The following is a 24413-nucleotide window of genomic DNA, read 5'->3' on the forward strand; positions in this document are numbered from 1 at the left end:
GACGTGAGTCCTTAAAGTAAAACCCCCTCATGAGAGGGGGCTGAGGCATCAGGCTTCAACTGTTCGCATCAGGGTAGCCAGCTCATCCTTCACCGACTGGACCTGCGGGCCGATAACCACCTGCAAATTGTGCTGATTTAACTGTACCACGCCGATGGCCCGGTTGGCTTTCAGGGCGTTGGTATCCACTTTTGACATATCCGCCACCGACAGACGCAGGCGGGTGATGCAGTTATCCAGCGAGGTGATGTTATCCGCGCCGCCCAGCGCCGCCAGAATGGCCGGGGTGTTATAGCCGGATTTGCCCACGGTTCCGGCAACCGCCTGTTCAACGCTGCTCGCCGTATCGGTATCGCGGCCAGGCGTTTTCAGGTTAAAGCGGGTGATGGCGAAGCGGAAGATGCCGTAGTACACCGCGAACCAGATAGCCGCCACGACCGGCACCAGGTACCACTTGGTGGACAGGCCGTGCAGGATCCCGAACACCACGAAGTCGATCACGTTGCCGTCGGTGTTGCCGATGGTCACGCCCAGCACCGCCATCACGGTAAAGCCCAGACCGGTCAGCACGGCGTGGATGAGGTACAGGACCGGTGCGACGAACAGGAACAGGAATTCGATTGGCTCGGTGGTACCGCCCACGACGCAGGCGATCACGCCGGAAATGAGCAGGCCTTTAATTTTATGACGGTTTTCCGGGCGCGCGCAGTGGTACATCGCCAGCGCGGCACCCGGCAGGCCGCCGAGGAAGGCAGGCATTTTACCCTGGGAAAGGAAGCGGGTGGCGCTTTCGGAGAAGCCATGGGTGGTCGGACAGCTCAGCTGCGCCTGGAAAATGGTCAGCGCGCCGCTCACGTCGTGACCGCACACCTCCATGGTGCCGCCCGCTTCGGTGAAGCGAATCAGGGCCACCAGGATATGCTGCAGGCCAAACGGCAGAAGCAGACGCTCGCCGGTGCCGAAGATCATCGGACCGAAATCTCCCGCACCGTTGATGATGCGGCCAATACCGTTGATGCCCATCGCAAAGACCGGCCAGATCAGCGGAATGATTAAACCGAACAGACCCATCACGACCAGGGTAACAATCGGCACAAAGCGGGTACCGCCGAAGAACGCCAGGGCATCCGGCAGACGGATATTGTGGAAGCGCTCGTGCAGCATCCAGATAATCACACCCGCGATCACTGCCCCGAGGATCCCGGTGTCGATGGACTGGATACCGATCACGCTCTGAATGTTGTTGGCTTTCAGCACGGCGGCGTCGGTGGTCGGCAGAATGCCTTTCGCGGTCAGCCAGAAGTTAACCGCCAGATTCATCACTGCGTAGCCCACAAACCCGGCAAACGCCGCGACGCCTTTATTTTCGCGCGCCAGGCCCAGCGGGATAGCGATACAGAACATCACGGGCAGGAAGCTAAACGCAAAGGAGCCGACTTTACTCATCCAGATGAAGATCGCCTGCAGCACCGGGGTACCGAGGAACGGGATCAGCGTGATGACGTCTTTACTGCTCAGCGAGCTGCCGATCCCGAGCATGATCCCGCAGAACGAGAGGAGTGCCACGGGCAGCATAAAGGTTTTACCCAGTTGCTGGAAAAATTCCCACAGCGATATTTTTTGTGCTGCTTTCGCCGTCATAAAACGACTCCTTTATTGTTAAAATCAGTTTGTCTGCTTCAATGCTGCGAGAAGATAAAACGTTTTATCAAAGTTTAGTGCGCGCTAAATCACATTCTCAGGCTTTGACTGGTAGTATAAAGATAACGTATTGATAAAACGTTTTACCGATCTCATTTCAGGGAGTCACGCCAACACATGGCTGTAGCGAAAAAAATCACCATCAACGATGTCGCGCTGGCGGCGGGCGTTTCCGTCAGCACCGTTTCTCTGGTGCTGAGCGGAAAAGGGCGCATCTCTCCTGCGACCGGTCAGCGGGTTAACGAGGCGGTTGAGCAGCTGGGTTTTGTGCGTAACCGTCAGGCGTCGGCGCTGCGCGGCGGGCAAAGCGGGGTGATTGGCCTGATTGTCCGCGACCTGACGTCACCTTTCTATGCGGAGCTGACCGCCGGGTTAACCGAAGCGCTTGAAGCGCAGGGGCGGATGGTCTTTCTTCTGCACGGCGGTCGCGCGGCCGATCAGCTTCTTTCCCGGCTCGATATGCTGCTGAATCAGGGTGTTGACGGGGTAATCGTCGCCGGGGCATCGGGCGTGGGCAGCGAGCTGTGCGAGCGCGCCGCCGAAAAAGGCGTGCCGCTGGTGTTTGCTTCGCGCGCCAGCTACCTCGACGAGGCCGATACGCTGCGCCCGGATAACATGCAGGCCGCACAAATGTTGACCGAGCATCTTATTCGTCGTGGGCATCAGCGCATCGCCTGGCTGGGCGGAAAAAGCTCGTCCCTGACCCGCGCCGAGCGGGTCGGCGGCTACTGCGCGACGCTGATTAAATACGGTCTGCCGTTCCACAGCGAATGGGTGGTGGAGTGTGAATCGAGCCAGAAGAAAGCGGCGGAAGCGATAGGCGCGCTGCTGCGAAGCAGTCCGACGATCAGCGCCGTGATTTGCTACAACGATGTGATTGCCATGGGCGCCTGGTTTGGCCTGATCCGCGCCGGGCGTCAGAGCGGCGAGGGCGGGGTGGAAACCTTCTTCGGCCATCAGGTGGCGCTCGGGGCGTTCGCCGACGTCGGTGAAAACGCGCTCGACGATCTGCCGATCGTCTGGGCTACCACCCCTGCGCGGGAGATGGGCTACACGCTGGCGGACAGGATCATGCAGCGCATCGACAACACGGACGTTCAGGCCGGACACCAGATTGTGGCGGCGCGGCTGGTGACGGTGAAGTAATCTCCGCTGCACATCGCCCGGCGGCGCTGCGCTTGCACGGATCGACATAATGAACCATACGCATGATAAAGATTGGTTATTAATTGGTAAAAAAGTATTATATCACTTTATCGAAATATTCAATCATTCTTAAATGAGTTGAGAGTTGAAAATGAATAAAGCTGAAGTCGAAACAAAAAATAATGTAGAGACTTGTTTGACGGTTGCCGATTATATTGAATTTATTTTGCAATGGAAAGATGCAGGTCGAAGTCCGACTGCGTTTCGCGGTCAGGCTAACATGAATTGGATAATTGAGCCAAAATTATTTAGGAAGGATGTGGCAATTTATGATGATGAAGATAATGCCATAAGAGATGTGATATCCTTAGAGCCAGCAGAATTTTCGAATGATAAAACTATGTTTGATAAACTTGTACGTATGCAACATTTTGGCTTGCCTACGAGATTGTTAGATGTCACAACGAATCCATTAATTGCATTATGGTTTGCAACGGAAAGTGTTGTCCTTCCATCAAAAAAAATTGATGATGTCCCACAGGAACAAGATGGACGTATAATCGCTTTTTATGTTCCGAAGGAACGTTCAAAATATTACGATAGTGATACTGTAAGTTGCTTATCTCATCTTGCAAGTCTTAGGTCTGATCAAAAAAAAGAGCTTTTCGAGCTCATAGGTTCTGTAAAAGAAAAACGCAAGTTTAATAGTTCTCCCGTCGTAAAATACCTATGTTATCAAGTTGGTATGGAAAAGCCTCATTTCAAACCACTCGTTATTCCTCGAGATCTACTTTATCCTTTATATGTTAAGCCAAAGTTAAATAATAAACGAATTATTGCTCAATCAGGCGCATTTCTATTATATGGAGCTAAAGATTACAATCCAGCAGATAGAAAAAATCCGATAAAAGCGAAGTATTTTAAAATCCCTGCAAACTCGAAGTTAAAAATACGTGATGAATTGGCTATCTTGGGTATAAACGAGAGGACTTTATTTCCCGATATTGAAAGAGCAACTAAATTCGTTACTCTTCGTTATCAAAATGAACTTCGATCAAGACAAGAATCCCTTTTTTAATGGGATTTTATTTTCAACCTAATGAGACGATGCTTATTCGACTGTCCATTCATTACTAGCTGTATTATTGAATGTTCATTGCTGAGACAAAATGTACTGTTTGAGTGCATTCGGTAAAAGCCGAAATAGCTCGGCTTCTTTTTGCTATGTTGGAAGCATGCTCGCAAATCCGCCATAAACACCATGTAAACTTCAAAAGATGATTTCTTTGTATCCTCTTCGCGCTTACAGTTTCCCCACTGCGGCAAAAACCGTAGTCAGGCGTGGAAACCTGAACCGTCACACGACGACACAGTTTTAGTGTCGGGGCAGCGCATATCCTTGTAAAATCAACGGTGGCGCTGATAGGGCAGTCGAAAGGCTGGCTGAAGACCGTGTGATTCAGTTTCCACCCCTGTCAGCGCCGCCACCCTCTGAGCGTGGAAACTTAGACGGTGGCCTTAAAACATCACACGGAGGCTGCCATATGGCTACGATCCCAACCCTTGCTAACCCTCAATCCACTGACAGTATTATCTGCCAACTACTCGATCTGCCGATATCCTCAATGCTGGATCTCTTCGAACTGGCGGACTGCTGTTGCGCTTTTGTTAACGTGCTGCTGGAAACCCAAAACAAAGCAGAGCGCTTAGCGCTGTGTGGCCGTCTGGCTTTTACTCTTGATGAGCTAAAAAACCGATGCGATGAAGATTTACCGCCTCATCTGGTAGAGCGACTGAGTACCGCGTTACCTGCGCAATCCTGTGTTCCGGATTGCTGGCAAGATACAGCGATGCTGGTGGGATATGCTCAGGCACTTAATCAGGCATTGTTGAGCCAGACTCTGGCAAGTGCTGTCTCGCAAGAACTTGCTGGCTTATTGCATGACCTGGTTTATCTCCTTGCTGACTTTATCAGAGAACCTTATCTGCCGCACTGAGGTCACGCCCGGCGGCACTGCGCTTGCACGGGCCTAAAACGGCTCGGGATCGTAAGCCGGGTAAGCGTCAGCGCCACCCGGCAATAAAAAACCCCTCATGCGAGGGGTTTTGACGTTTACTGCTGCGGTGCTGCCGGTGCTGCCGGTGCTGCCGGTGCTGCCGGTGCTGCCGGTGCTGCCGGTGCTGCCGGTTCCGGCATCCCCAGCGTCGGCATACCAAACATGCCGACAAAGTCTTCCAGCGGCATCTTGTCGCCGTTGAGCGTGACCTGGCCGTTGGCATACTGCAGGCTGGTGGAAATCGTGTTGTTTTCCACTTTGGTGATGCGGAACATCTGGCCCATGGCTGCCAGGCCTTTCACCTGCTGGTTCGCCAGCTTGCCGGCGTCTTCATCGCCGTAGCCTTCCAGCTTCGCAATCTGGGTCATAAACTCGGTCGCCATATCCATCGGGATGGTCAGCTTGCTGTCGAGCGACTTCACGCTGCGATCCACTTCCTGCGCCAGCGTCTGCGGTTCACCCGTTGCGGTTGCCGGATCTTTCAGGAACAGAGACAGGTTAAAGCTGGTTTCGCCCTTGCTGTTTTTCCAGCTCAGCGGCGCAACGGTGACCACCGGCTCGCCTTTCAGCAGGACAGGCAGGTTGTTGAACAGTACCGCCATCGCCTGCTGCTGGTACACTTCAGGGTTCTGCTGGAGTGCGGCATCGGTCAGCAGCGCCTGGCTCTCTTTGCTGTATTTCTGGCTAAACTCGTGCCACGCCTGGCCGTCGATATTGCCGATCTTCAGCGACAGCTTGCCGGTGCCCAGATCCTGATTCTGCACCTTCAGGCTCTTCAGCGTGTAATCCAGCTGGGTGTTGATGCTTTTACCGTCTTTGGAAACGTCGGATTTGCCGTTGACGTCCATGCCTTCCAGCACGGCCATCTCTTTTCCTTCAACCGCAATGGCTACCTTGTCGAGAGAGAGTTTCTGATCGCCGATACGCTCCTGGAAATCGGTCATTCGGCTGTTGCCGTCGGCCTTCAGGTTGTTGAAGGTGAGCTGAACCTTTTGGTTATATTCGTTCACGGCATTGACCAGGCCGCTTTCCGCTTCACCCGTCAGGGAGAACACGTTTCCGTCGCGGTCAGCATCGAGTTTGAAGTGGCCGCCGCTGAAGGCGACTTTCTCATTCTCTTTCTCGTAGTTCAGCGCTTTCAGGGCAATATCGGAGCTCGTGTCACCGGCATAGCTGATGCGGGTATTAATGTCGAAAGGCGATTCATTCTTCGCCAGGTCAAACAGCGGTTTGGTGACGTCGTTATTCACCAGCACGGTATGAACAGAAGCCATCGACGGGATCAGGTTAAAGGACTTCAGCTGCGCCAGCGGCAGCGGGCCGTGGCTCACCACCTCGTCCAGCACCACGCTCTGGCCCGGTTTCAGCCAGCCGTTTTCAGCACCGGCAACCGGCTTCACCACCAGCTGCATACGGCTGGTAAACACGCCGCGATGATAATTCTGGTAGCTCAGCTCGAGGCCCGCCTCCGGCGCGCTGCGCTTAATCTCTCCGTTAGCCTGCGCCACCATCTCAGCCAGACGGCCTTCCAGCTGTTTCCCGGTAAACCAGGAGGCACCCGTCCAGACCACGCCTAACGCTACAATCACTCCAACCGCTACGACCGATTTTTTCATTGCGACTATCCCTAAAATGAAACCAGGCGGTAAAAACCGCCTGGAGATATTAAGCCTGCAACTAGCTTAGCAAGAGTTGTTAAAAAATTCAGTAAGTGCTTAAAGCTTATTGAAAACGCGCGCCAGACGACCGGTACCGCTTACGCTGACAGGTGATTCATTGGCTGCAACGAATGCTGACTCACCGGGCTTAAGCACCAGACGCTGTTCGCCTTTGCGCAGCGTCGCTTCGCCCTCGGCGCAGAACAGAATCGCCGCGCTTTCCTGCGCGATGGCGGTTTCGGCCTGGCTCAGGTCGTGCAGGGAAAAAGCAAAATCCTCAACCGGAATTGGGAAGTCCAGCTCTGCGCCGTTTTTCACCGGCTGAGTCAGCAGCTCCGCGGCAGGTTTCGCCACAAACTTCACGTTGGCAACCAGTTCAGGAATATCGATGTATTTCGGCGTCAGGCCCGCGCGCAGCACGTTATCGGAATTGGCCATCACCTCCAGCGCCACGCCCTGAAGGTAGGCGTGCGGGGTTTCAGCAAACAGGAACATCGCTTCGCCCGGGTTCAGCTTCACCACGTTCAGCAGCAGAGGGGAGAACAGGCCGCTGTCGTCCGGGTAGAATTCGGAGATCAGACGGATGGTCTCCCAGGGTTCACCCTGCTGGCTGCCCAGGGCCGCTTTCAGCACCGCCAGCGCGTGGGATTTCTCTTCACCCTGCATATTCAGCAGGCTGGCAAACAGCTGGCTCAGCGCGTCTGCGTTCGGGTTTTCAAGGAAGTGGGCGATAGCCTTGTGGGCACCCGCGACCGGTTGCAGCAGAGAAACGATCTCTGAAAACTCGCGGAACGCGTTCATCGCCAGGAACGGGGTCAGCGCAAAGACCAGCTCCGGCTTGTGGTTAGGATCTTTGTAGTTACGCTCGGCGGCGTCTAACGGAATACCCGCCGCGTTCTCTTTCGCAAAGCCGATTTCAGAAGCTTTCTTGTTCGGGTGAACCTGGATGGAGAGCGGCTGGTCAGCGCACAGCACCTTAAACAGGAACGGCAGTTCGCCGAAGCGCTGAGCCACCTTGTCGCCAAGCAGCGCGGCTTTATCGGCGTCAATCACGTCACGCAGGCTGCGAACCTGGCCGCTGGCGTCTTCAATTTTTGAGCTGCTCTTCGGGTGCGCCCCCATCCACAGTTCTGCCATCGGCAGGTTGTTCGGGTTCGCGATACCGTAGAGATCCGTTAACGCAGTTTTACTTCCCCAGGCGTAGTTTTGCACTGAGTTAATGAGTTTTTGCATTATCAAGCCCTGATTCAATTGTGGAATTAACTCCGGGTATTAAAGCAATAAACCTCATGGAAGTAACCTGTGGATGTAAAAAGTCGTACTAGTCTCAGTTTTTGTTAAAAAATTGTGTAGGATAAGCTGACTCGCTTTTAAGCCGGGCAGCGGAACATCTGCCCTGAATAAACAGACCGAAGCAGTAAGTGAGAGACCAATGTCGAATAAACCCTTCCATTATCAGGATCCTTTCCCCCTCAGTAAGGATCGGACCGAGTATTACCTGTTAACCCGCGATCACGTCTCCGTCTCTGAGTTTGAAGGACAAGAGATCCTCAAGGTGGATCCGCAGGCGCTGACGCTGCTGGCGCAGCACGCTTTCCACGACGCCTCGTTTATGCTCCGCCCAGCGCACCAGCAGCAGGTTGCCGATATTCTCAGCGACCCGCAGGCCAGCGAAAACGATAAATACGTTGCCCTGCAGTTCCTGCGTAACTCAGACATCGCCGCGAAAGGTATTCTGCCTACCTGTCAGGACACCGGCACGGCGATCATCGTCGGTAAAAAAGGCCAGCGCGTCTGGACCGGCGGCGGTGACGAAGCGGCCCTGGCGCACGGCGTCTACAACACGTACACCGAAGATAACCTGCGCTATTCGCAAAACGCGGCGCTGGATATGTATAAAGAGGTCAACACCGGCACCAACCTGCCAGCACAGATCGATCTCTACAGCGTCGACGGTGACGAGTACAAATTCCTCTGTATCGCCAAAGGCGGCGGTTCGGCCAACAAAACCTATCTCTACCAGGAAACCAAGGCGCTGCTCACCCCGGGCAAGCTGAAAAATTACCTGGTTGAGAAGATGCGCACCCTCGGCACCGCGGCGTGCCCGCCGTACCATATCGCGTTTGTGATTGGCGGTACCTCGGCTGAAAGCACGCTGAAAACCGTCAAGCTGGCCTCAACCAAATACTACGACGGCCTGCCTACCGAAGGTAACGAGCACGGCCAGGCGTTCCGCGACGTACAGCTTGAGCAGGAACTGCTGGAAGAAGCCCGCAATTTGGGCCTCGGCGCGCAGTTTGGCGGCAAATACTTTGCCCACGACGTGCGCGTGATCCGTCTGCCGCGTCACGGTGCCTCCTGTCCGGTCGGGATGGGCGTCTCCTGCTCTGCGGATCGCAACATCAAGGCGAAGATCAACCGCGAAGGCGTGTGGATCGAAAAACTGGAAAACAACCCGGGCAAATACATTCCGGAAGAGCTGCGCAAAGCGGGTGAGGGTGAAGCGGTTCGCGTTGACCTGAACCGTCCGATGAAAGAGATTCTGGCGCAGCTTTCGCAGTATCCGGTCTCGACCCGTCTCTCGCTGAACGGCACGATCATCGTGGGTCGCGACATCGCTCACGCGAAGCTGAAAGAGCGTCTGGACAACGGCGAAGGGCTGCCGCAGTACATTAAAGATCATCCGATCTACTACGCAGGCCCGGCGAAAACGCCTGAAGGCTACGCGTCCGGCTCGTTAGGCCCGACCACGGCAGGGCGTATGGACTCGTACGTTGACCAGCTGCAGGCCAACGGCGGCAGCATGATCATGCTGGCGAAAGGCAACCGCAGCCAGCAGGTGACGGACGCCTGCCACAAGCACGGCGGCTTCTACCTCGGCAGCATCGGCGGCCCGGCTGCGGTTCTGGCGCAGGGCAGCATTAAGAGCCTGGAGTGCGTGGAGTACCCGGAACTGGGTATGGAAGCGATCTGGAAAATTGAAGTGGAAGACTTCCCTGCGTTTATCCTGGTGGATGACAAAGGCAACGACTTCTTCAAGCAGATCCAGTCGTCCCAGTGTTCGGCGTGCGTGAAGTAATTCTGTAAATTGCCGGGTGGCGCTGACGCTTACCCGGCCTATATTCTCGTAGCTCGGGTAAGGCGCAGCCGAAACCCGACACCAAAAAGAGCGCACAAAGCGCCATATCGTTTCTCAGAAGTCATCAATACTTATCCCTTAAGCATGTGAGCAATCCCTCTTTTGTTATCAAGGAGAAAGTAATGACCACGGTACGCCATGAGAAAGACTCGATGGGCGCCATCGACGTCCCGGCCGACAAGCTTTGGGGCGCACAAACCCAGCGTTCGCTGGAGCACTTCCGTATTTCGACCGAAAAAATGCCCGTCTCGCTGATTCAGGCGCTGGCGCTCACCAAACGCGCCGCCGCGAAAGTGAACCAGGATTTAGGCCTGCTGACGGCAGACAAAGCGACCGCCATCATCAACGCCGCCGACGAAGTGCTGGCGGGCAAGCATCCCGACGAATTCCCCCTCGCCATCTGGCAGACCGGTTCCGGCACCCAGAGCAACATGAACATGAACGAAGTGCTGGCAAACCGGGCCAGCGAACTGCTTGGCGGCGTGCGCGGCATGGAGCGTAAGGTCCATCCGAACGATGACGTCAACAAAAGCCAGAGTTCCAACGACGTCTTCCCGACGGCGATGCACGTGGCGGCGGTGATTGCTATCCGCGAGCAGCTTATCCCGCAGCTTAACGTCCTGAAAGCCACGCTCAACGAGAAAGCGCAGGCCTTCCGCGACATCGTCAAAATTGGCCGTACGCACCTGCAGGACGCCACGCCGCTGACGCTCGGCCAGGAGATTTCCGGCTGGGTGGCGATGCTGGAACATAACCTGAAGCATATTGAGTACAGCCTGCCGCACCTGGCGGAGCTGGCGCTCGGCGGGACGGCGGTCGGGACCGGGTTAAACACCCATCCAGAATACGCGGTGCGCGTGGCGGAGGAACTGGCAAACATCACCGGGCAGCCGTTCGTCACGGCGCCCAACAAGTTCGAAGCGCTGGCGACCTGCGATGCGCTGGTCCACACCCACGGCGCGCTGAAAGGGCTGGCGGCCTCGCTGATGAAAATCGCCAACGACGTGCGCTGGCTGGCCTCGGGGCCGCGCTGCGGCATCGGTGAAATCAGCATTCCGGAAAACGAGCCGGGCAGCTCCATCATGCCGGGTAAAGTCAACCCGACCCAGTGCGAAGCTATGACCATGCTCTGCTGCCAGGTGTTGGGCAACGACGTGGCCGTCAACCTGGGCGGTGCGTCCGGCAACTTCGAGCTGAACGTCTATCGCCCGATGGTGATCCACAACGTGCTGCAATCTGTTCGTCTGCTGGCGGACGGGATGGAGAGCTTTAACGAACACTGTGCGGTAGGGATTGAGCCCAACCGCGAACGTATCAGCCAGTTGCTCAATGAATCCCTGATGCTGGTGACCGCACTCAATACCCATATCGGCTATGACAAAGCCGCGGAGATCGCTAAAAAAGCGCATAAAGAGGGGCTGACGCTGAAAGCCTCCGCCCTGGCGCTGGGCTATCTCACGGAGGCGGAGTTCGACGCCTGGGTGCGCCCGGAAGCGATGGTCGGCAGCCTGAAATAATCATCCCGCCACGTACAGGTGCAGCCGCGGAATAATCAGCTGTAGCGGCTGCGCCTGAGGTCTGTAACGGTGCTGGACATTGTCCGCATCGTAATTCAAAAGCTCACCAATATCCGGCACGATGGCCCCCCGATCGGCATCATAGAGCGCAATCAGCGGCGTAGGGCAGGCATACTGAACCTGTTTTTGCTGGCCGGAATACCAGACGCGGGCGATAGGCTGTACCTTCACCGGACGCTTTATCTTGAGGCGCGCGTCCGCCGGGAGTGAGGCGATGCTGTGGTACTCCTGCTCCAGGCGCTCAATCCACTGCTCGCGCGACCACGGTGCGACGGTGCGCGGCGTCTTCAGGCTTTTTTCCAGCTGCGCCAGAATCTCATCCCGGGTGAAGTTTTTAATGATGTGCTTATTCGCCCAGCCGAAGCGCAGCGTGGCGGGATGACGCAGTACCGTCAGCGTGCGATAGGCGTTCAGGGTAATCAGCCCCGGAAGCTGACGGTGCACCCATTCAAACCGGGCGGCAGGGGCGAGGCCGGACTCTTCGGTAACGATCTTTTCAAAGGCCGCTTTCAGGGTGTTGATGTGGGTAATCTGGCTTTCCAGCGCGTCGCGCGTTGTCGCATCGGTTTGCAGGCAGATCACGCCGGGCAGACGCACGGCGGCCTTACTGCTGCGGTTTTCTGACTGCTGCTGGATAAACAGGCGACGATAGTGCTTCAGCGCCAGCTCAAGGGCGGCGCTGCCGATGTGCTGTTCAACCGCGATGGTGTCCAGCGGGTCGTGCTCGGCACCTTTAGCCACCTCGGGCAGGGTAAAGACGCGCGCGGCCAGCAGACGGCAGCTCTGCAAACGTTCGGTCAGGGTCAGGAGCTCGTGTTCTATTTCCCGAAACGTGCTGTTCAGCCGTTCGAGGAGATCGTAGGTCGCCATAAGCACTCTCGTTAGTTACAACATACTTATCATATAGCACAGCGCGCCGGGTCAGGCCAGCGTGCGGTTGAAGTCAGGCAGGGACGGGAAGGGCGATGTTATGGTATACCGGCCAGCTAAAGCAGAAGCGCGCGCCGCCGAGCTCGCTCTCTTCGCAATGCACCGTGCCGCCCATCGCCTGCGCGATAGAGTAGACAATCGCCAGCCCCAGGCCGCATCCGCCAGTGGCGCGATCGCGGCTGGGGTCGAGGCGGACAAACGGTTCAAACACGGTTTCTCGCGCTTCCGGGGCAATCCCCGGACCGTCATCCTCCACCGTCAGGCTGGCCTGATTGCCCTGCAAATCCAGCCCAATCTGTAGCGTGCTTTCGCTGTAGCGCATGGCGTTGTTCATCAGATTGTCCAGCACGCGCTCCATCAGGCGCATATCGAGTGCGCCGTAATCACCCGGCGTGACGCGCGTTAACAGCGTGCGATGCGGGTTCACGCTCTGAACGTCATCGATGTGGGTTTGCAGCCAGGCAGGCAGGTCCGGCGTGCTGAGGTTCAGTTCGTTTTGCGGACGATCGAGGCGCGCGTAGGTCAGCAGCTCCTCGATCAGCGCTTCAAGCTGGCCGATGTCGCGGTTAAGCGCCTGAGACTCCGCCTCCGTCAGATTCTCGCTCATCTCCAGACGATAGCGCAGGCGAACCAGCGGCGTGCGCAGCTCGTGCGCAATCCCGTCGATCAGCTGCTTCTTACTGGCGATCAGGGCATTGATGTTATCGGCCATCTGGTTAAAAGCCACGCCCAGGCGTTCAAAGCTGGAACCGCTGTCGAAGTGGATGCGTTCGGTAAAATGCCCTTCGCCAAAACGCTGCGCGGCAGATTCCAGCTTCAGCATGTCCTGCCAGTGCGGGCGCATCCAGATAAAGACCGGAAACGCGAGCGAAATGGCGATAAAGGCCATCAGCGCCATGTCCAGCAGACGCATCTGGTGCAGATAATAGAGATAGGGCACTGGCCCGACGGCCAGCACGTAATGGCTGCGCGGAATACGCTGGATAAAGGTGTATTTCTCATCCAGCGCGACGATGTCCCCGTCGCGCAGACGCTGCATGGCGGGCGGATCCAGCTCAAAATCTTTTAACGGCTCGATGCGTAAATCGAACGACAGGTTTAGATCCAGCTCTTTGAGGGTTTTCGCCCAGTCGTGCGGCGGGATCTCTCTCAGCTCGCTGCGCATCAGATAGAGCGAGCTTTTCATCAGATCGTCCAGCGACTGCCTGCCCGCACGTTCGGCGGTGAATTTATAGACCAGCCCGACCAGCATGGTCATGACCAGGAAACAGACAAACAGCAAAAGATAAAACTGCACAAACAGCTTTTTCATTGGGTCTCACCGAAGAAACGCTTTGTGCAGAATATACATGAAAAACCGTCGATATTTTCATGTCTGTGAAGCGCGTTACATGGCAATTGCGCTGTTTTTTACCTTGGCGATGAATGTTTCCGTTACGGCCAGTCCTTCCGCAATGTGTATATCAATCACATCGGTACCGAATTCGTTAATCAAATCCAGCAGTATTTCGTAAGTCTGGATGAGCTCAAGGAGATCAAAGAGCGCTTTTTGATCGGCGCGTGAGGGGGAGGAATGGCTAAGCGCAGCCTGATTAACAATCCATTCAAGATTGGTTTTGATGGCCTCTACCTGACTGTAGCTATACATATTTCATGGGCTTAAATCCTCATTTCAAGATTTTATGGGAGAGGTATCGTGAGAGCTTCACGGTGAAAAAGAGTCTGCATGTCGCCGGGGCAGTGCTGGCTTTAGAAAGGATGGCTGAAGATTTAATTATGGGATAGTTCGCGTGCTTAGCAAGTTAATTGTTGCGCAAACGTAAAAATAAACGCGCGAAAGAGAGGACATCGCCGTGTAATGCCTTCATTTCGCGCACGTTATGCTAACCAGATAACGGAATCAGGTTTCCCAGGCGTGCGGGGCAAACAGATAACCCTTGTTACGCACGGTTTTAATGCGGTAGGGCTCGGTAGCGTTATCCTGCAGCTTTTTGCGCAGACGCGAAATCGCCACGTCAACGCTGCGGTCCATGCCGTCATAGCTCACGCCGCGCAGGTTTTTCAGCAGCGCGTCGCGGTCCATGATTTGCCCGGCGTGCGTTGCCAGCTCCCACAGCAGGTCAAAATCTGCGGTGGAGAGGGCGATAAGCTCGCCAGAGAGCAGCACCTGGCGGTTAATGGGGTCAATAGACAGCGTACCGAAGCGCATCGCTTTGTGCGGCGTCAGAGACGGCGCGGGCGCTTCGCGTTCGATGCTGGCGTGCTGGCGCAAATGCAGGCGCAGGCGGGCAAGCAGGACGGCAGGCGGTGTGGTTTTCAGAATGTAGTCATTGGCGCCCATCTCCAGCGACAAAATGTGGTTCATATCGCTGTCCAGTGAGGTGAGCAGGACGATAGGGCCCTCCCACCGGGCGCGCAGGTCACGGCAGAGCGTCATGCCGTCTTTGCCTGGCAACATAATATCCAGCAGTACCAGATCCGGATTTTCACGGACGACCACCTCTTCGGCACGATCGCCGCGAGGTTCAACAATGACGTCCATATCATGTTTACCCAGATAGGCGGCGATCAGTTGTCCGACCTCGGGTTCGTCTTCAACATAAACAATCTTATTCATACAGCGTCTGTTTTCGTGAAAAAAGCCAACATACACCGCGGAACCTTAACCTTCCATTAATCTTTCAAAATTAACGCCGGTTCCGTTATTCTGGCTCTTATTGTTATTTGATTGTTATAGGGAAAAGTATGGGGTTGGCGATCAAAGCCGCACTGGGCGCGCTGGTGGTGTTACTGATTGGCATTCTGGCAAAAACGAAAAACTACTACATTGCCGGGCTAATCCCGCTGTTCCCGACCTTTGCGCTGATTGCCCACTATATCGTGGCTTCTGAGCGGGGCACGGAAGCGTTACGCACGACCATCGTGTTTGGCATGTGGTCTATCATTCCGTATTTTCTCTACCTGCTTTCGCTGTGGTATTTCACCGGTTTTCTGCGTCTTCCCCTGGCGCTGAGCGGGGCGGTGGTCTGCTGGGGACTCAGCGCCTGGGTGTTAATTTTCTTCTGGAGCCGCTTTCACTAGCGCAGCGGGCGTCCGCCGTCCACGGCAAAGGTTCTGCCCGTGACGTAGCAGCTGGTGAGCAGGTAATCCACGAGGTCGATCACCTCTTTCTCGCCCGGCGCGATTTTCATGAGCGACTTATTCAGCGCCTGCTGGCGATACTCCGCATCATCGTTTTCGTTAAACAAAATCATCGCCGGGGCGATGGCGTTTACCTTCACCTCGGGCGCGAGCTTGCGGGCAAACGAGCGCGTCATATTATCCAGTGCTGCTTTACTGGCCGCGTAGGCGATGTGCTTGTCGCTGCCGCGCTCAACTACATAATCGGTGAAGTGAATAATGTCGCCCGCCGCGTGCCCATGGCCGCGCAGCAGATCCTGCAGAGCGTGGTTAAGCAGGTAAGGCGCATTGACGTGGATCTGCAGCATGGCGGAGAGCGTTTCGCTGAGTGACGTACCGGGTTTTTCGGCACGCCATGCGCTGGCGTTATGGATCACGGCGCGCAGTCCCGTCGTGGCGGCTTTTACCTTTTCCGCGAAAGCCAGAATGCCTTCATCGGTCGAAAAATCAGCCTGAATGCAGACCGCCCCGGCTTTGCGTAACCCTTCTATCGACGGGTATTCCGTACGGTAGCTAACAATAACCGGATGGCGAAGGTTGAGAAAGTGATGGGCGAGGGCGAGGCCGATACGGCGGCCTCCACCGGTAATCAGTATTGGGCGAAGCGGTGCATTTCCCATCGTATTCTCCTTAACAGTTCAACAATGGGAAAGGCGATGCTATCCCATTAACATCCAGGTTGCCGGTAGGGCAGCAACCAGTAACAGTCCAATTAATGCCATCTCACGGCGCTTCAGCGCGTTCTCCAGCTGATGCGTGCGGCGGGCGTAGATAAACACCAGCAGACCCGGTGCGTACAGCACTACCGACAGCAGCAGATGCATCGGCCCGGAAGCATACAACAACCACAGGCCGTAAATACAGGCTCCGACGCCCACGACATAATGCGCCGGGCGTGTGGCAATTTTTAACAGATACGCACCCACTAGGAAATAGGGTACCAGAATCATCTCCGAGGCGATGGTCAGCAGGGTGTTATAGTCTGAACCTGTGAGCCAGATCAGCACCAGACAGACCTGAACGCTGATGTTGGTCAGCCAGAGCGATGCCGACGGCGCGCTGTTTTGGTTTTGACGGGCGAACAGGCGTGGAAACGCCTTGTGCGTTGCGGCCAGGAACGGCACTTCAGCCGCCATGATGGTCCAGCTCAGGTAAGCGCCGCAGACGGAGACGATCAGCCCTGCGGCAATCACCACGTCGCCCCAGGGACCGAGCATTTTCACCATCAGGCCTGCCATTGACGGGTTACGCATTTCAGCCAGCTCAGGACGCGCCACCACGCCCAGCGACAGCAGCGTCACCAGCAGATAGACCCCCAGCGCTGCCAGAACGGCCAGCAGCGTGGCGCGGCCCACATCGCGTTTATTCCTGGCCCGGGCAGAAACCACGACCGCGCCTTCAACGCCGATGAACACCCACAGGGTAATCAGCATCGTGTTTTTCACCTGCTCCCAGACGGGCACGCCCAGCGCGATACCGGTGAAATCGAGCTTAAAGATGTCCATACGGAACGCAATAAAGGCCAGAACGATAAACAGGCCGAGCGGAACCAGTTTCGCCAGCGTCGCCACGAGGTTGATGCTGGCGGCCGTTTGTACGCCACGTAACACCAGCCAGTGGACGAACCACAGCAGCACCGAGGCGCCCACAATAGACTGCCAGGTATTTCCGTCGCCAAAGAGGCGCAGCTCAGGCGTATCGGTAAAGAAACTGAGCGCCGAGAAGACGATCACCAGGTAGGAGACGTTGGCGATAACGGCACATAGCCAGTATCCCCACGCGGAACAGAAGCCAATCAGCTCGCCGAAACCTTCACGCGCATAGGTGAAAATGCCGCCGTCCAGATCCGGGCGAATGCGGGTGAGCAGCAGCATGGCGAAGGCCAGCAGCAATATGCCGACACCCGTAATGCCCCAGCCAATGATGAGCGCGGATGGACTGGCAACGGCCGCCATATTTTGCGGCAAACTGAATACGCCTGCACCCAGCATTGAGCTTAAAACGAGTGCAGTCAGAGCACTCAGGCCAAGTTTCTTTTCCATTGGCTTCCTGTTATGAAAGGTCAAAATCCAGAATAATTATTTCGCTCAGGCGCATAAAAATGGTGGATCACACTAAGGCGCGGGATTTTACGGAGTGTAACGAATGCATGCAATGACGTGAGGCAGAAATTCAAAAAAAGTAACAAAAAAAGGCGGCATTGCGCCGCCTTTCGTAAACGATGATGTTACTTGTACAGATCGGCGCTGATGGTCACGTTGTTACCACGTTCCTGCCACTGGCGGGTGATGTGGTAGTACTTCGCCCCTTTCTTCGCCGCACGCTTCGCGACCTGGTAAGAGACTTCAGTCATGTTGCCGTAGTTGCCGGTAAACTTGATGCTGTCGAACGGCACCATCTGCGCTGCAGTGGCGTTGTTCAGCTCTTCAATTTTGGTACCGTCCGGCAGCGTAACGGAGTAACGGCCACCTTTCGTGGACTGCGTTTCGAAGAAACGGCCCACTTCAGCGCTTGGGGCAGCCGTCGTTGCTACGCCTGGAATTTCAACTTTCTTCGCTGCTTCGCCGCCTTTCGCTATTGCCGCGCGACCTGCTTCTGAATTCGCCGGGATGGCATCCGGGCTCTGCAGAACACGTTTTTTCGCATCTTTTTTATAGATGAACGCGGTAATACGCTGGTTGCCACCCTGGTTAGCATCGACCTGACGCACGATGAAGAAAGAGTAGGCCCCTTTCTCTTTCGCGGCTTTGGTGATGGCATCGTTCACTTCAGGCTGGCTGCGATAGAAGCCCTGAACAGTGACGGTGTCGTAAGGTTCCAGCTCAATCGCCTGATCTTTCGGCAGTTCAACAACACCGTTGATCACGCGGTTTTTCGGTGCGTCAGCTTTTGGCGCATTGTCTTTGAACAACGCGATCGTCACGCGCAGGTTACCGCTGTTGCCGTAATCGGACTGGTCAACGACATAAAACGAGGCCGCCCCGTTTTTATCAGCGGCTTTTGATGCAGCGGCGACGGCGTCGCCAATAGAATTATAACGACCCACAATGACCGTATGGTCAAAAGGTTTTAACGCTGCCGCTTGCTCCGGCGTTAACTCTGTTGCGGCATTCGCAGACAGGGCGGTCGCGGAAAGAAGTGCGGACGCCAGGAGTGTGTTCTTAAGCTTCATAAAAATGATCCTTCGCCTTGCGCAAACCATGTACTGGTATTGTTGTTAATTTGAGACGGTCCCGATTATTGCATTTAAAACCCGTCGCTGTCTGCGCCATTTTTCACTGCCTGTGCTTACTGAATCACCGAATTAGATAACATTTAGTGATATGTTGAAAAAACACGCGTTTGACAAGTAAAACTGATAAAGCATATGACTTTTACAAGTTAATTTAATGTTAACGAGTTGTTCTTTTATGGCGCTATATCATGTTTTTACCGCTTCGCTTGCGCGATTTATCGGTTCTGGCAGTGAATTTAAGGTAAATATCACTGTCAGTGACGCCGATCGCTTATTTTTCACAGATAAAGTAAGAAATAGTGTTTTCTGGCGGTAGATCACGGGCGCTATTTTCAGTAGGTTATAGACAGTTTGTTACTGTTTTATTTTCCGGGGTTAATCATCTCTCGTCGCTCGCGCGATGGCGAAAATTGATACAAACCGCGGGCATTTATCGATAAACCATCATCAAAAACCGATGGAAGGGAAAACTATGCGTATTGGGGTACCAAAAGAACGGTTAGCCAATGAAACCCGCGTAGCGGCAACACCGAAAACGGTGGAGCAACTGCTTAAACTGGGTTTTACGGTCGCGGTTGAAAGCGGCGCGGGCAAACTGGCGAGTTTCGATGACGAGGCCTTTATCCAGGCCGGCGCGGAAGTGGTCGACGGTGCTGACGTCTGGCAGTCGCCGGTGATTCTGAAGGTCAACGCACCGGAAGAGAGTGAGATTGCGCTGCTGAATCCGGGAACAACCCTGGTGAGCTTCATCTGGCCTGCGCAAAACCCGGAGCTGATGGAAAAGCTGGCGGCCCGCGGTGTGACCGTGATGGCAATGGACTCCGTGCCGCGCATTTCGCGCGCGCAGTCGCTGGATGCCTTAAGCTCCATGGCAAACATTGCCGGCTACCGCGCCATTGTTGAAGCGGCCCACGAGTTTGGTCGCTTCTTTACCGGTCAAATCACCGCCGCGGGTAAAGTCCCTCCGGCGAAAGTGATGGTGATTGGCGCAGGCGTGGCGGGCCTTGCCGCAATCGGTGCGGCAAACAGCCTGGGCGCTATCGTTCGCGCCTTTGACACCCGTCCTGAAGTAAAGGAACAGGTCCAGAGTATGGGCGCCGAATTCCTTGAACTGGATTTCAAGGAAGAAGCAGGCAGCGGCGACGGTTACGCGAAGGTGATGTCCGAAGCCTTTATCAAAGCCGAAATGGAACTCTTCGCCGCCCAGGCGAAAGATGTCGACATTATTGTCACCACCGCGCTTATCCCGGGTAAACCGGCGCCGAAGCTGATCACCCGTGAGATGGTTGACTCCATGAAGCCGGGCAGCGTGATTGTCGACCTGGCCGCCCAAAACGGCGGTAACTGTGAATATACCGTTCCAAATCAGGTAACCACGACCGCTAACGGCGTGAAGGTGATCGGTTATACCGATCTGCCGGGCCGTCTGCCTACGCAGTCTTCTCAGCTCTACGGCACCAACCTCGTCAACCTGCTGAAGCTGCTTTGCAAAGAGAAGGACGGCAACGTCACCGTTGATTTCGACGATGTTGTTGTGCGCGGCGTCACGGTGGTCCGTGAAGGTGAAATTACCTGGCCTGCGCCGCCTATTCAGGTTTCTGCTCAGCCTCAGGCGGCAACGAAAGCGGCGCCTGAGCCAAAAGAACCCGCCAAACCCGCTTCTCCATGGCGCAAATACGCGATCATGGCGCTGGTGATTATTCTGTTCGGCTGGCTGGCTGACGTCGCACCAAAAGAGTTCCTCGGCCACTTTACCGTCTTCGCGCTCTCCTGCGTCGTGGGCTACTACGTGGTGTGGAACGTCTCCCATGCGCTGCATACGCCGCTGATGTCGGTAACCAACGCCATCTCCGGGATCATCGTGGTGGGGGCGTTACTGCAGATTGGTCACGGCGGCTGGATCAGCTTCCTGAGCTTTATCGCGGTGCTGATCGCCAGTATCAATATTTTCGGTGGTTTCACCGTGACTCAGCGCATGCTGAAAATGTTTCGTAAAGGCTAAGGGGTAGCATATGTCTGGAGGATTAGTGACAGCTGCATACATTGTTGCTGCAATCCTGTTTATTTTCAGTCTGGCGGGGCTTTCCAAACACGAAACGTCTCAGCAGGGTAATAACTTTGGTATCGCCGGGATGGCGATTGCGCTGATTGCCACCATCTTCGGGCCGGATACCGGCAACGTGGCGTGGATCCTGGTGGCGATGATCATCGGCGGCGCGATTGGTATTCGCCTGGCAAAACGCGTTGAAATGACCGAGATGCCGGAGCTGGTTGCTATTCTGCACAGCTTCGTCGGTCTGGCGGCGGTGCTGGTGGGCTTCAACAGCTACCTGTATCACGAACCGGGCCTGGAACCGATTCTGGTGAACATCCACCTGACGGAAGTATTCCTCGGTATCTTCATCGGTGCGGTGACCTTCACCGGCTCTATTGTGGCGTTCGGCAAGCTGCGCGGGAAGATCTCCTCTAAACCGCTGATGCTGCCAAACCGTCATAAGCTGAATCTGGCGGCGCTGGTGGTGTCGTTTGTACTGCTGGTGGTCTTCGTGCGTACCGAAAGCATCGGCCTGCAGGTACTGGCGTTGCTGGTAATGACCATCATCGCGCTGGCGTTCGGCTGGCACCTGGTGGCGTCCATCGGCGGTGCGGATATGCCGGTGGTTGTCTCGATGCTGAACTCCTACTCCGGTTGGGCGGCAGCGGCGGCAGGCTTTATGCTGAGCAACGACCTGCTGATCGTTACCGGTGCGCTGGTGGGTTCTTCCGGTGCGATCCTGTCTTACATCATGTGTAAGGCGATGAACCGCTCGTTCATCAGCGTCATCGCCGGTGGTTTCGGGACCGATGGGTCTTCTTCCAGTGCGGATGAAGAAGTGGGGGAGCACCGTGAAATTTCTGCGGAAGATACCGCAGACATGCTGAAAAACTCGCACTCCGTGATCATCACTCCGGGCTACGGCATGGCGGTGGCGCAGGCGCAGTATCCGGTTGCGGAAATCACCGAGAAGCTGCGCGCGCGGGGCATCAAGGTTCGCTTTGGTATTCACCCGGTGGCAGGGCGTCTGCCAGGCCACATGAACGTGCTGCTGGCGGAAGCGAAAGTGCCTTACGACATCGTGCTGGAAATGGATGAGATCAACGATGATTTCGCCGACACCGACACCGTGCTGGTCATTGGCGCCAACGATACCGTTAACCCTGCTGCACAGGACGACCCGGGTAGCCCAATCGCCGGTATGCCTGTTCTGGAAGTGTGGAAGGCGCAGAACGTGATTGTGTTTAAACGCTCCATGAATACCGGCTATGCCGGGGTTCAGAACCCGCTGTTCTTCAAAGAGAACACCCACATGCTGTTCGGCGATGCTAAAGCCAGCGTGGACGCGATTCTGAAATCACTGTAAGTTGCGTTGAAACGAAAAAACCGCCGAATTCGGCGGTTTTTTTATTGCCGGATGGCGCTGACGCTTACCCGGCCTACGGTTTTGTAGGCCCGGCAAGCCTGCGCCGCCGGGCGTCAGGCGTTAATCGTCTTCCGGATCGTCCAGCTCAACCGGCGTCTGGTACTCATCCGGCTTAATGACCAGCAGGTCGCAGCGCAGATGGTCGATCACCTGTTCGGCGGTATTGCCGAGGAAGGCGGCAGAAATACCGGTTCGGCCAATGGTGCCCAGCACCACAATCCCCGCCTGCAGGTGTTCCGCCAGGTCCGGGATCACCTCCTCAGGCAGGCCTTTTTCCACGTGAGTCATTTTCTCATCGATGCTGAATTTCTGGCGCAGCGCTTTCATGGCCAGCAGATGCTGACCACGGATCGCGTCGTTATAGACGCTAGGGTCAAATTCAGGCAGCTCAATGGCAATGTTAATCGGGGTGACCGGATAGGCGCCAACCAGATGTACTTCGGTATGATTCACCTGATCGGCAAGCTGGATGGTCTCCTTCACCAGCTTCTCGTTGAGCGAATTGTGGTAATCCTCTTCGCTCGCGAGGTTTACCGCCACAACGGCTTTCCCGCCTTCAGGCCACGGCTGGTCTTTCACCATCCAGACCGGGCAAGGGCATTTGCGCAGCAGGTGCCAGTCGGTCGGAGTGAAGATCACGGATTCCAGCTTGTCGTGCTGGTGCGCCATCTTCAGCAGCAGGTCGTGCCCACCGGCGACAATTTCCTGGATGATGGCTTCGAAAGGTCGGTTATGCCAGACCACTTTAATATCAATGGGCACGCCCGCTTCCAGGTAATACTTCGCCTGTTCACGGATCCACGCGGTACGCTGGCTGATGACGCCCTGACGCATAGCGGTGCGCTCGTCAGGCGACAGAAGGGTGGTCATCTCATACGAGAAGTCATAGATCGGCAAAAACGCTTTGATTTTGCCACCAATCCGTTGATGTAAATACACAGCACGTCGTAATGCCGGCTGATCGTCCTGATTCGGATCGATAGCTACCAGCATGTTTTGATACTTGGCCATACAGGTCTCCTTACTACTGTCACCACAGTCTGTAATTAAAAGAGTAACCTATATATCCTGAATGAAACAGAGGGGAGGTTTTGCCAGATCAATAATTCATGAAAATTTATCAGAGGAAAAGTACCGTCGTCGTCACCGCGATAAACGCAATAAACAACAGCACCATCACCGCTATCGCAAAGGTCGTGGAATCCTGGACGTAGGTTTTTTCTTCCCCCTTCATCGGACCGACAAGCATGATCCAGATGAAGATAAAGGTCACAGAGGCAATCACGACTGAAACGAAAAACAAACTTTCTCTCAATTCATAACCTCAACGAGAACCTTTCGGGCGCTGTGTGGGGACGTGCTACGGTGAAAATTTCTTGAAACAGAAGTGATTATACCAGACCAATAAATCACAAGAATTTATGGTCTGGTCATCAACATGCGGAGAGTTACGCCACGTTGCGGGCGTGCCCGGCAAGAACGGCAAGCGCTTCACCGTTTTCGATAGTGATGTATTTACCTTTAACGGCCAGCATCCCGCTTTTCTGGAAACGGCCCAGCAGACGGCTGATGGTTTCCACGGTCAAGCCCAGGTAGTTACCGATATCGCCACGCGTCATCGTCAGACGGAATTCACGCGGCGAGAAGCCACGCTCGGCGAAGCGGCGGGAGAGGTTGTAGATAAACGCGGCCAGGCGCTCTTCTGCGTTCTTTTTAGAAAGCAGCAGAATCATGTCCTGATCGCCTTTGATCTCACCGCTCATCAGACGCATCATCTGCTGACGCAGGTTTGGCATCTTACCGGACAGATCGTCCAGGGTTTCAAACGGGATTTCGCAAACCATTGAGGTTTCAAGTGCCTGAGCAAAGCTCGGGTGATGGCCCGTGCCGATGGCATCAAAGCCCACCAGGTCACCCGCCAGATGGAAGCCGGTGATCTGCTCATCACCCTGTTCGGTGATGGTGTAGCTTTTGATGGTGCCAGAACGGATAGCATAGAGCGATTTCAGTTCGTCTCCCGCTTTAAACAGCGTCTGCCCTTTCTGAATAGGCTTTTTGCGCTCGATGATATTATCAAGCTGATCGAGTTCATGCTCATTCAGGGTAAACGGGATACAGAGCTGGCTGATGCTGCAATCCTGGCAATGGATAGCACAACCGCCAGACTGAATGCGTCGTATAATTCGCTTTTCCGGGATCATAGGTTTGCTCAAGCCTTAATTGATATTGGTCAATTTTAACATCTTTTTGGTAAGTACGTAAGCCTGACAAACCCTCAATAAGGACAAGAGACGGCAACCTGTCGCCATCTTCTTGAAATTCCACAGCT

General features: G+C 55.2%; 21 protein-coding genes. 8 read left to right on the plus strand and 13 right to left on the minus strand.

Annotated features, from left to right (window positions below; all coding sequences use genetic code 11):
• Window positions 1-48: 48 nt before the first annotated feature.
• Complete coding sequence (malX, locus tag ACZ6J2_RS01075; RefSeq protein ID WP_029740306.1) at window positions 49-1641, minus strand: maltose/glucose-specific PTS transporter subunit IIBC; 1593 nt, start codon at window positions 1639-1641, stop codon at window positions 49-51.
• A 177-nt stretch (window positions 1642-1818) separates the two neighbouring features.
• Here malX and ACZ6J2_RS01080 point away from each other — a divergent pair, with 177 nt between their 5' ends.
• The 3 genes from ACZ6J2_RS01080 to ACZ6J2_RS01090 all read left to right on the plus strand — a co-directional run bounded on the left by ACZ6J2_RS01080 (window position 1819) and on the right by ACZ6J2_RS01090 (window position 4844).
• Window positions 1819-2847, plus strand: a complete 1029-nt coding sequence (locus ACZ6J2_RS01080; RefSeq protein WP_471724536.1) for a Mal regulon transcriptional regulator MalI — start codon at window positions 1819-1821, stop codon at window positions 2845-2847.
• A gap of 151 nt (window positions 2848-2998) precedes the next feature.
• Window positions 2999-3925, plus strand: a complete 927-nt coding sequence (locus ACZ6J2_RS01085) for an FRG domain-containing protein (RefSeq protein WP_447723198.1) — start codon at window positions 2999-3001, stop codon at window positions 3923-3925.
• A gap of 466 nt (window positions 3926-4391) precedes the next feature.
• On the plus strand, window positions 4392-4844 hold the full coding sequence (locus ACZ6J2_RS01090; RefSeq protein WP_262770292.1) for a hypothetical protein: 453 nt from the start codon (window positions 4392-4394) through the stop codon (window positions 4842-4844).
• 116 nt (window positions 4845-4960) lie between these two features.
• Here the strand turns inward: ACZ6J2_RS01090 and ACZ6J2_RS01095 are convergent, their stop codons facing one another.
• Together ACZ6J2_RS01095 and manA are read right to left on the minus strand one after the other, a co-directional pair.
• On the minus strand, window positions 4961-6520 hold the full coding sequence (locus ACZ6J2_RS01095) for a YdgA family protein (RefSeq protein ID WP_471724537.1): 1560 nt from the start codon (window positions 6518-6520) through the stop codon (window positions 4961-4963).
• Window positions 6521-6619: 99 nt separating this feature from the next.
• Entirely contained in the window at window positions 6620-7795 is a 1176-nt protein-coding gene (gene manA, locus ACZ6J2_RS01100; protein ID WP_045356977.1) for a mannose-6-phosphate isomerase, read from the minus strand.
• 199 nt (window positions 7796-7994) lie between these two features.
• Between manA and fumA the strand changes: the two genes are divergently transcribed.
• Complete coding sequence (gene fumA, locus ACZ6J2_RS01105) at window positions 7995-9641, plus strand: class I fumarate hydratase FumA (RefSeq protein WP_023311463.1); 1647 nt, start codon at window positions 7995-7997, stop codon at window positions 9639-9641.
• Window positions 9642-9823: 182 nt separating this feature from the next.
• Window positions 9824-11218, plus strand: a complete 1395-nt coding sequence (fumC, locus tag ACZ6J2_RS01110; protein WP_471724539.1) for a class II fumarate hydratase — start codon at window positions 9824-9826, stop codon at window positions 11216-11218.
• Here fumC and tus read toward each other — a convergent pair whose 3' ends face one another.
• The 4 genes from tus to rstA all read right to left on the minus strand — a co-directional run bounded on the left by tus (window position 11219) and on the right by rstA (window position 14825).
• Complete coding sequence (tus, locus tag ACZ6J2_RS01115; RefSeq protein WP_069302714.1) at window positions 11219-12148, minus strand: DNA replication terminus site-binding protein; 930 nt, start codon at window positions 12146-12148, stop codon at window positions 11219-11221.
• A 73-nt stretch (window positions 12149-12221) separates the two neighbouring features.
• Window positions 12222-13520 (minus strand): two-component system sensor histidine kinase RstB, encoded by a 1299-nt coding sequence (gene rstB, locus ACZ6J2_RS01120; RefSeq protein WP_471724540.1) that lies wholly within the window; start codon window positions 13518-13520, stop codon window positions 12222-12224.
• 75 nt (window positions 13521-13595) lie between these two features.
• Window positions 13596-13856: a hypothetical protein gene (locus tag ACZ6J2_RS01125; RefSeq protein WP_471724541.1), complete on the minus strand. Its 261-nt coding sequence runs from the start codon at window positions 13854-13856 to the stop codon at window positions 13596-13598.
• A 252-nt stretch (window positions 13857-14108) separates the two neighbouring features.
• Window positions 14109-14825: a two-component system response regulator RstA gene (gene rstA, locus ACZ6J2_RS01130; RefSeq protein ID WP_021241154.1), complete on the minus strand. Its 717-nt coding sequence runs from the start codon at window positions 14823-14825 to the stop codon at window positions 14109-14111.
• Between the two features lie 128 nt (window positions 14826-14953).
• Here rstA and ACZ6J2_RS01135 point away from each other — a divergent pair, with 128 nt between their 5' ends.
• The gene (locus ACZ6J2_RS01135; protein WP_023311470.1) at window positions 14954-15289 is read left to right on the plus strand and encodes a GlpM family protein; all 336 of its coding nucleotides are present in this window, start codon (window positions 14954-14956) and stop codon (window positions 15287-15289) included.
• Here ACZ6J2_RS01135 and folM read toward each other — a convergent pair.
• The 3 genes from folM to ydgH all read right to left on the minus strand — a co-directional run bounded on the left by folM (window position 15286) and on the right by ydgH (window position 18560).
• Window positions 15286-16008 carry a dihydromonapterin reductase gene (folM, locus tag ACZ6J2_RS01140; RefSeq protein WP_023311471.1) on the minus strand — a complete coding sequence of 241 codons (723 nt, stop codon included), beginning with the start codon at window positions 16006-16008 and terminating at the stop codon, window positions 15286-15288. The genes ACZ6J2_RS01135 and folM overlap by 4 nt on opposite strands.
• A 39-nt stretch (window positions 16009-16047) precedes the next feature.
• Window positions 16048-17430, minus strand: coding sequence for an amino acid permease (locus ACZ6J2_RS01145; RefSeq protein WP_048980409.1), 1383 nt, complete (start codon window positions 17428-17430; stop codon window positions 16048-16050).
• A 185-nt stretch (window positions 17431-17615) separates the two neighbouring features.
• Window positions 17616-18560, minus strand: coding sequence for a DUF1471 family protein YdgH (gene ydgH, locus ACZ6J2_RS01150; protein WP_033145347.1), 945 nt, complete (start codon window positions 18558-18560; stop codon window positions 17616-17618).
• A gap of 535 nt (window positions 18561-19095) precedes the next feature.
• Between ydgH and pntA the strand changes: the two genes are divergently transcribed.
• Complete coding sequence (gene pntA, locus ACZ6J2_RS01155; protein ID WP_023311474.1) at window positions 19096-20625, plus strand: Re/Si-specific NAD(P)(+) transhydrogenase subunit alpha; 1530 nt, start codon at window positions 19096-19098, stop codon at window positions 20623-20625.
• A 10-nt stretch (window positions 20626-20635) separates the two neighbouring features.
• Window positions 20636-22024: a Re/Si-specific NAD(P)(+) transhydrogenase subunit beta gene (gene pntB / locus ACZ6J2_RS01160; protein ID WP_471724542.1), complete on the plus strand. Its 1389-nt coding sequence runs from the start codon at window positions 20636-20638 to the stop codon at window positions 22022-22024.
• A 120-nt stretch (window positions 22025-22144) separates the two neighbouring features.
• Here the strand turns inward: pntB and uspE are convergent, their stop codons facing one another.
• The 3 genes from uspE to fnr all read right to left on the minus strand — a co-directional run bounded on the left by uspE (window position 22145) and on the right by fnr (window position 24285).
• Window positions 22145-23095, minus strand: a complete 951-nt coding sequence (gene uspE / locus ACZ6J2_RS01165; RefSeq protein WP_023335478.1) for a universal stress protein UspE — start codon at window positions 23093-23095, stop codon at window positions 22145-22147.
• Window positions 23096-23204: 109 nt separating this feature from the next.
• A complete protein-coding gene (locus ACZ6J2_RS01170; RefSeq protein WP_014883604.1) occupies window positions 23205-23387 on the minus strand; it encodes a hypothetical protein in 183 nt (60 codons plus the stop codon).
• 145 nt (window positions 23388-23532) lie between these two features.
• Entirely contained in the window at window positions 23533-24285 is a 753-nt protein-coding gene (gene fnr, locus ACZ6J2_RS01175; RefSeq protein WP_006174991.1) for a fumarate/nitrate reduction transcriptional regulator Fnr, read from the minus strand.
• Between the last annotated feature and the right edge of the window lie 128 nt (window positions 24286-24413).

Source organism: Enterobacter sp. E14S, from assembly GCF_055666685.1.

Excerpts from the sequence above, each read along its gene's own strand:
- malX (WP_029740306.1), bottom strand. The coding sequence starts at position 1,641 with ATGACGGCGAAAGCAGCACAAAAAATATCGCTGTGGGAATTTTTCCAG.
- ACZ6J2_RS01080 (WP_471724536.1), top strand. The coding sequence starts at position 1,819 with ATGGCTGTAGCGAAAAAAATCACCATCAACGATGTCGCGCTGGCGGCG.
- ACZ6J2_RS01085 (WP_447723198.1), top strand. The coding sequence starts at position 2,999 with ATGAATAAAGCTGAAGTCGAAACAAAAAATAATGTAGAGACTTGTTTG.
- ACZ6J2_RS01090 (WP_262770292.1), top strand. The coding sequence starts at position 4,392 with ATGGCTACGATCCCAACCCTTGCTAACCCTCAATCCACTGACAGTATT.
- ACZ6J2_RS01095 (WP_471724537.1), bottom strand. The coding sequence starts at position 6,520 with ATGAAAAAATCGGTCGTAGCGGTTGGAGTGATTGTAGCGTTAGGCGTG.
- manA (WP_045356977.1), bottom strand. The coding sequence starts at position 7,795 with ATGCAAAAACTCATTAACTCAGTGCAAAACTACGCCTGGGGAAGTAAA.
- fumA (WP_023311463.1), top strand. The coding sequence starts at position 7,995 with ATGTCGAATAAACCCTTCCATTATCAGGATCCTTTCCCCCTCAGTAAG.
- fumC (WP_471724539.1), top strand. The coding sequence starts at position 9,824 with ATGACCACGGTACGCCATGAGAAAGACTCGATGGGCGCCATCGACGTC.
- tus (WP_069302714.1), bottom strand. The coding sequence starts at position 12,148 with ATGGCGACCTACGATCTCCTCGAACGGCTGAACAGCACGTTTCGGGAA.
- rstB (WP_471724540.1), bottom strand. The coding sequence starts at position 13,520 with ATGAAAAAGCTGTTTGTGCAGTTTTATCTTTTGCTGTTTGTCTGTTTC.
- ACZ6J2_RS01125 (WP_471724541.1), bottom strand. The coding sequence starts at position 13,856 with ATGTATAGCTACAGTCAGGTAGAGGCCATCAAAACCAATCTTGAATGG.
- rstA (WP_021241154.1), bottom strand. The coding sequence starts at position 14,825 with ATGAATAAGATTGTTTATGTTGAAGACGAACCCGAGGTCGGACAACTG.
- ACZ6J2_RS01135 (WP_023311470.1), top strand. The coding sequence starts at position 14,954 with ATGGGGTTGGCGATCAAAGCCGCACTGGGCGCGCTGGTGGTGTTACTG.
- folM (WP_023311471.1), bottom strand. The coding sequence starts at position 16,008 with ATGGGAAATGCACCGCTTCGCCCAATACTGATTACCGGTGGAGGCCGC.
- ACZ6J2_RS01145 (WP_048980409.1), bottom strand. The coding sequence starts at position 17,430 with ATGGAAAAGAAACTTGGCCTGAGTGCTCTGACTGCACTCGTTTTAAGC.
- ydgH (WP_033145347.1), bottom strand. The coding sequence starts at position 18,560 with ATGAAGCTTAAGAACACACTCCTGGCGTCCGCACTTCTTTCCGCGACC.
- pntA (WP_023311474.1), top strand. The coding sequence starts at position 19,096 with ATGCGTATTGGGGTACCAAAAGAACGGTTAGCCAATGAAACCCGCGTA.
- pntB (WP_471724542.1), top strand. The coding sequence starts at position 20,636 with ATGTCTGGAGGATTAGTGACAGCTGCATACATTGTTGCTGCAATCCTG.
- uspE (WP_023335478.1), bottom strand. The coding sequence starts at position 23,095 with ATGGCCAAGTATCAAAACATGCTGGTAGCTATCGATCCGAATCAGGAC.
- fnr (WP_006174991.1), bottom strand. The coding sequence starts at position 24,285 with ATGATCCCGGAAAAGCGAATTATACGACGCATTCAGTCTGGCGGTTGT.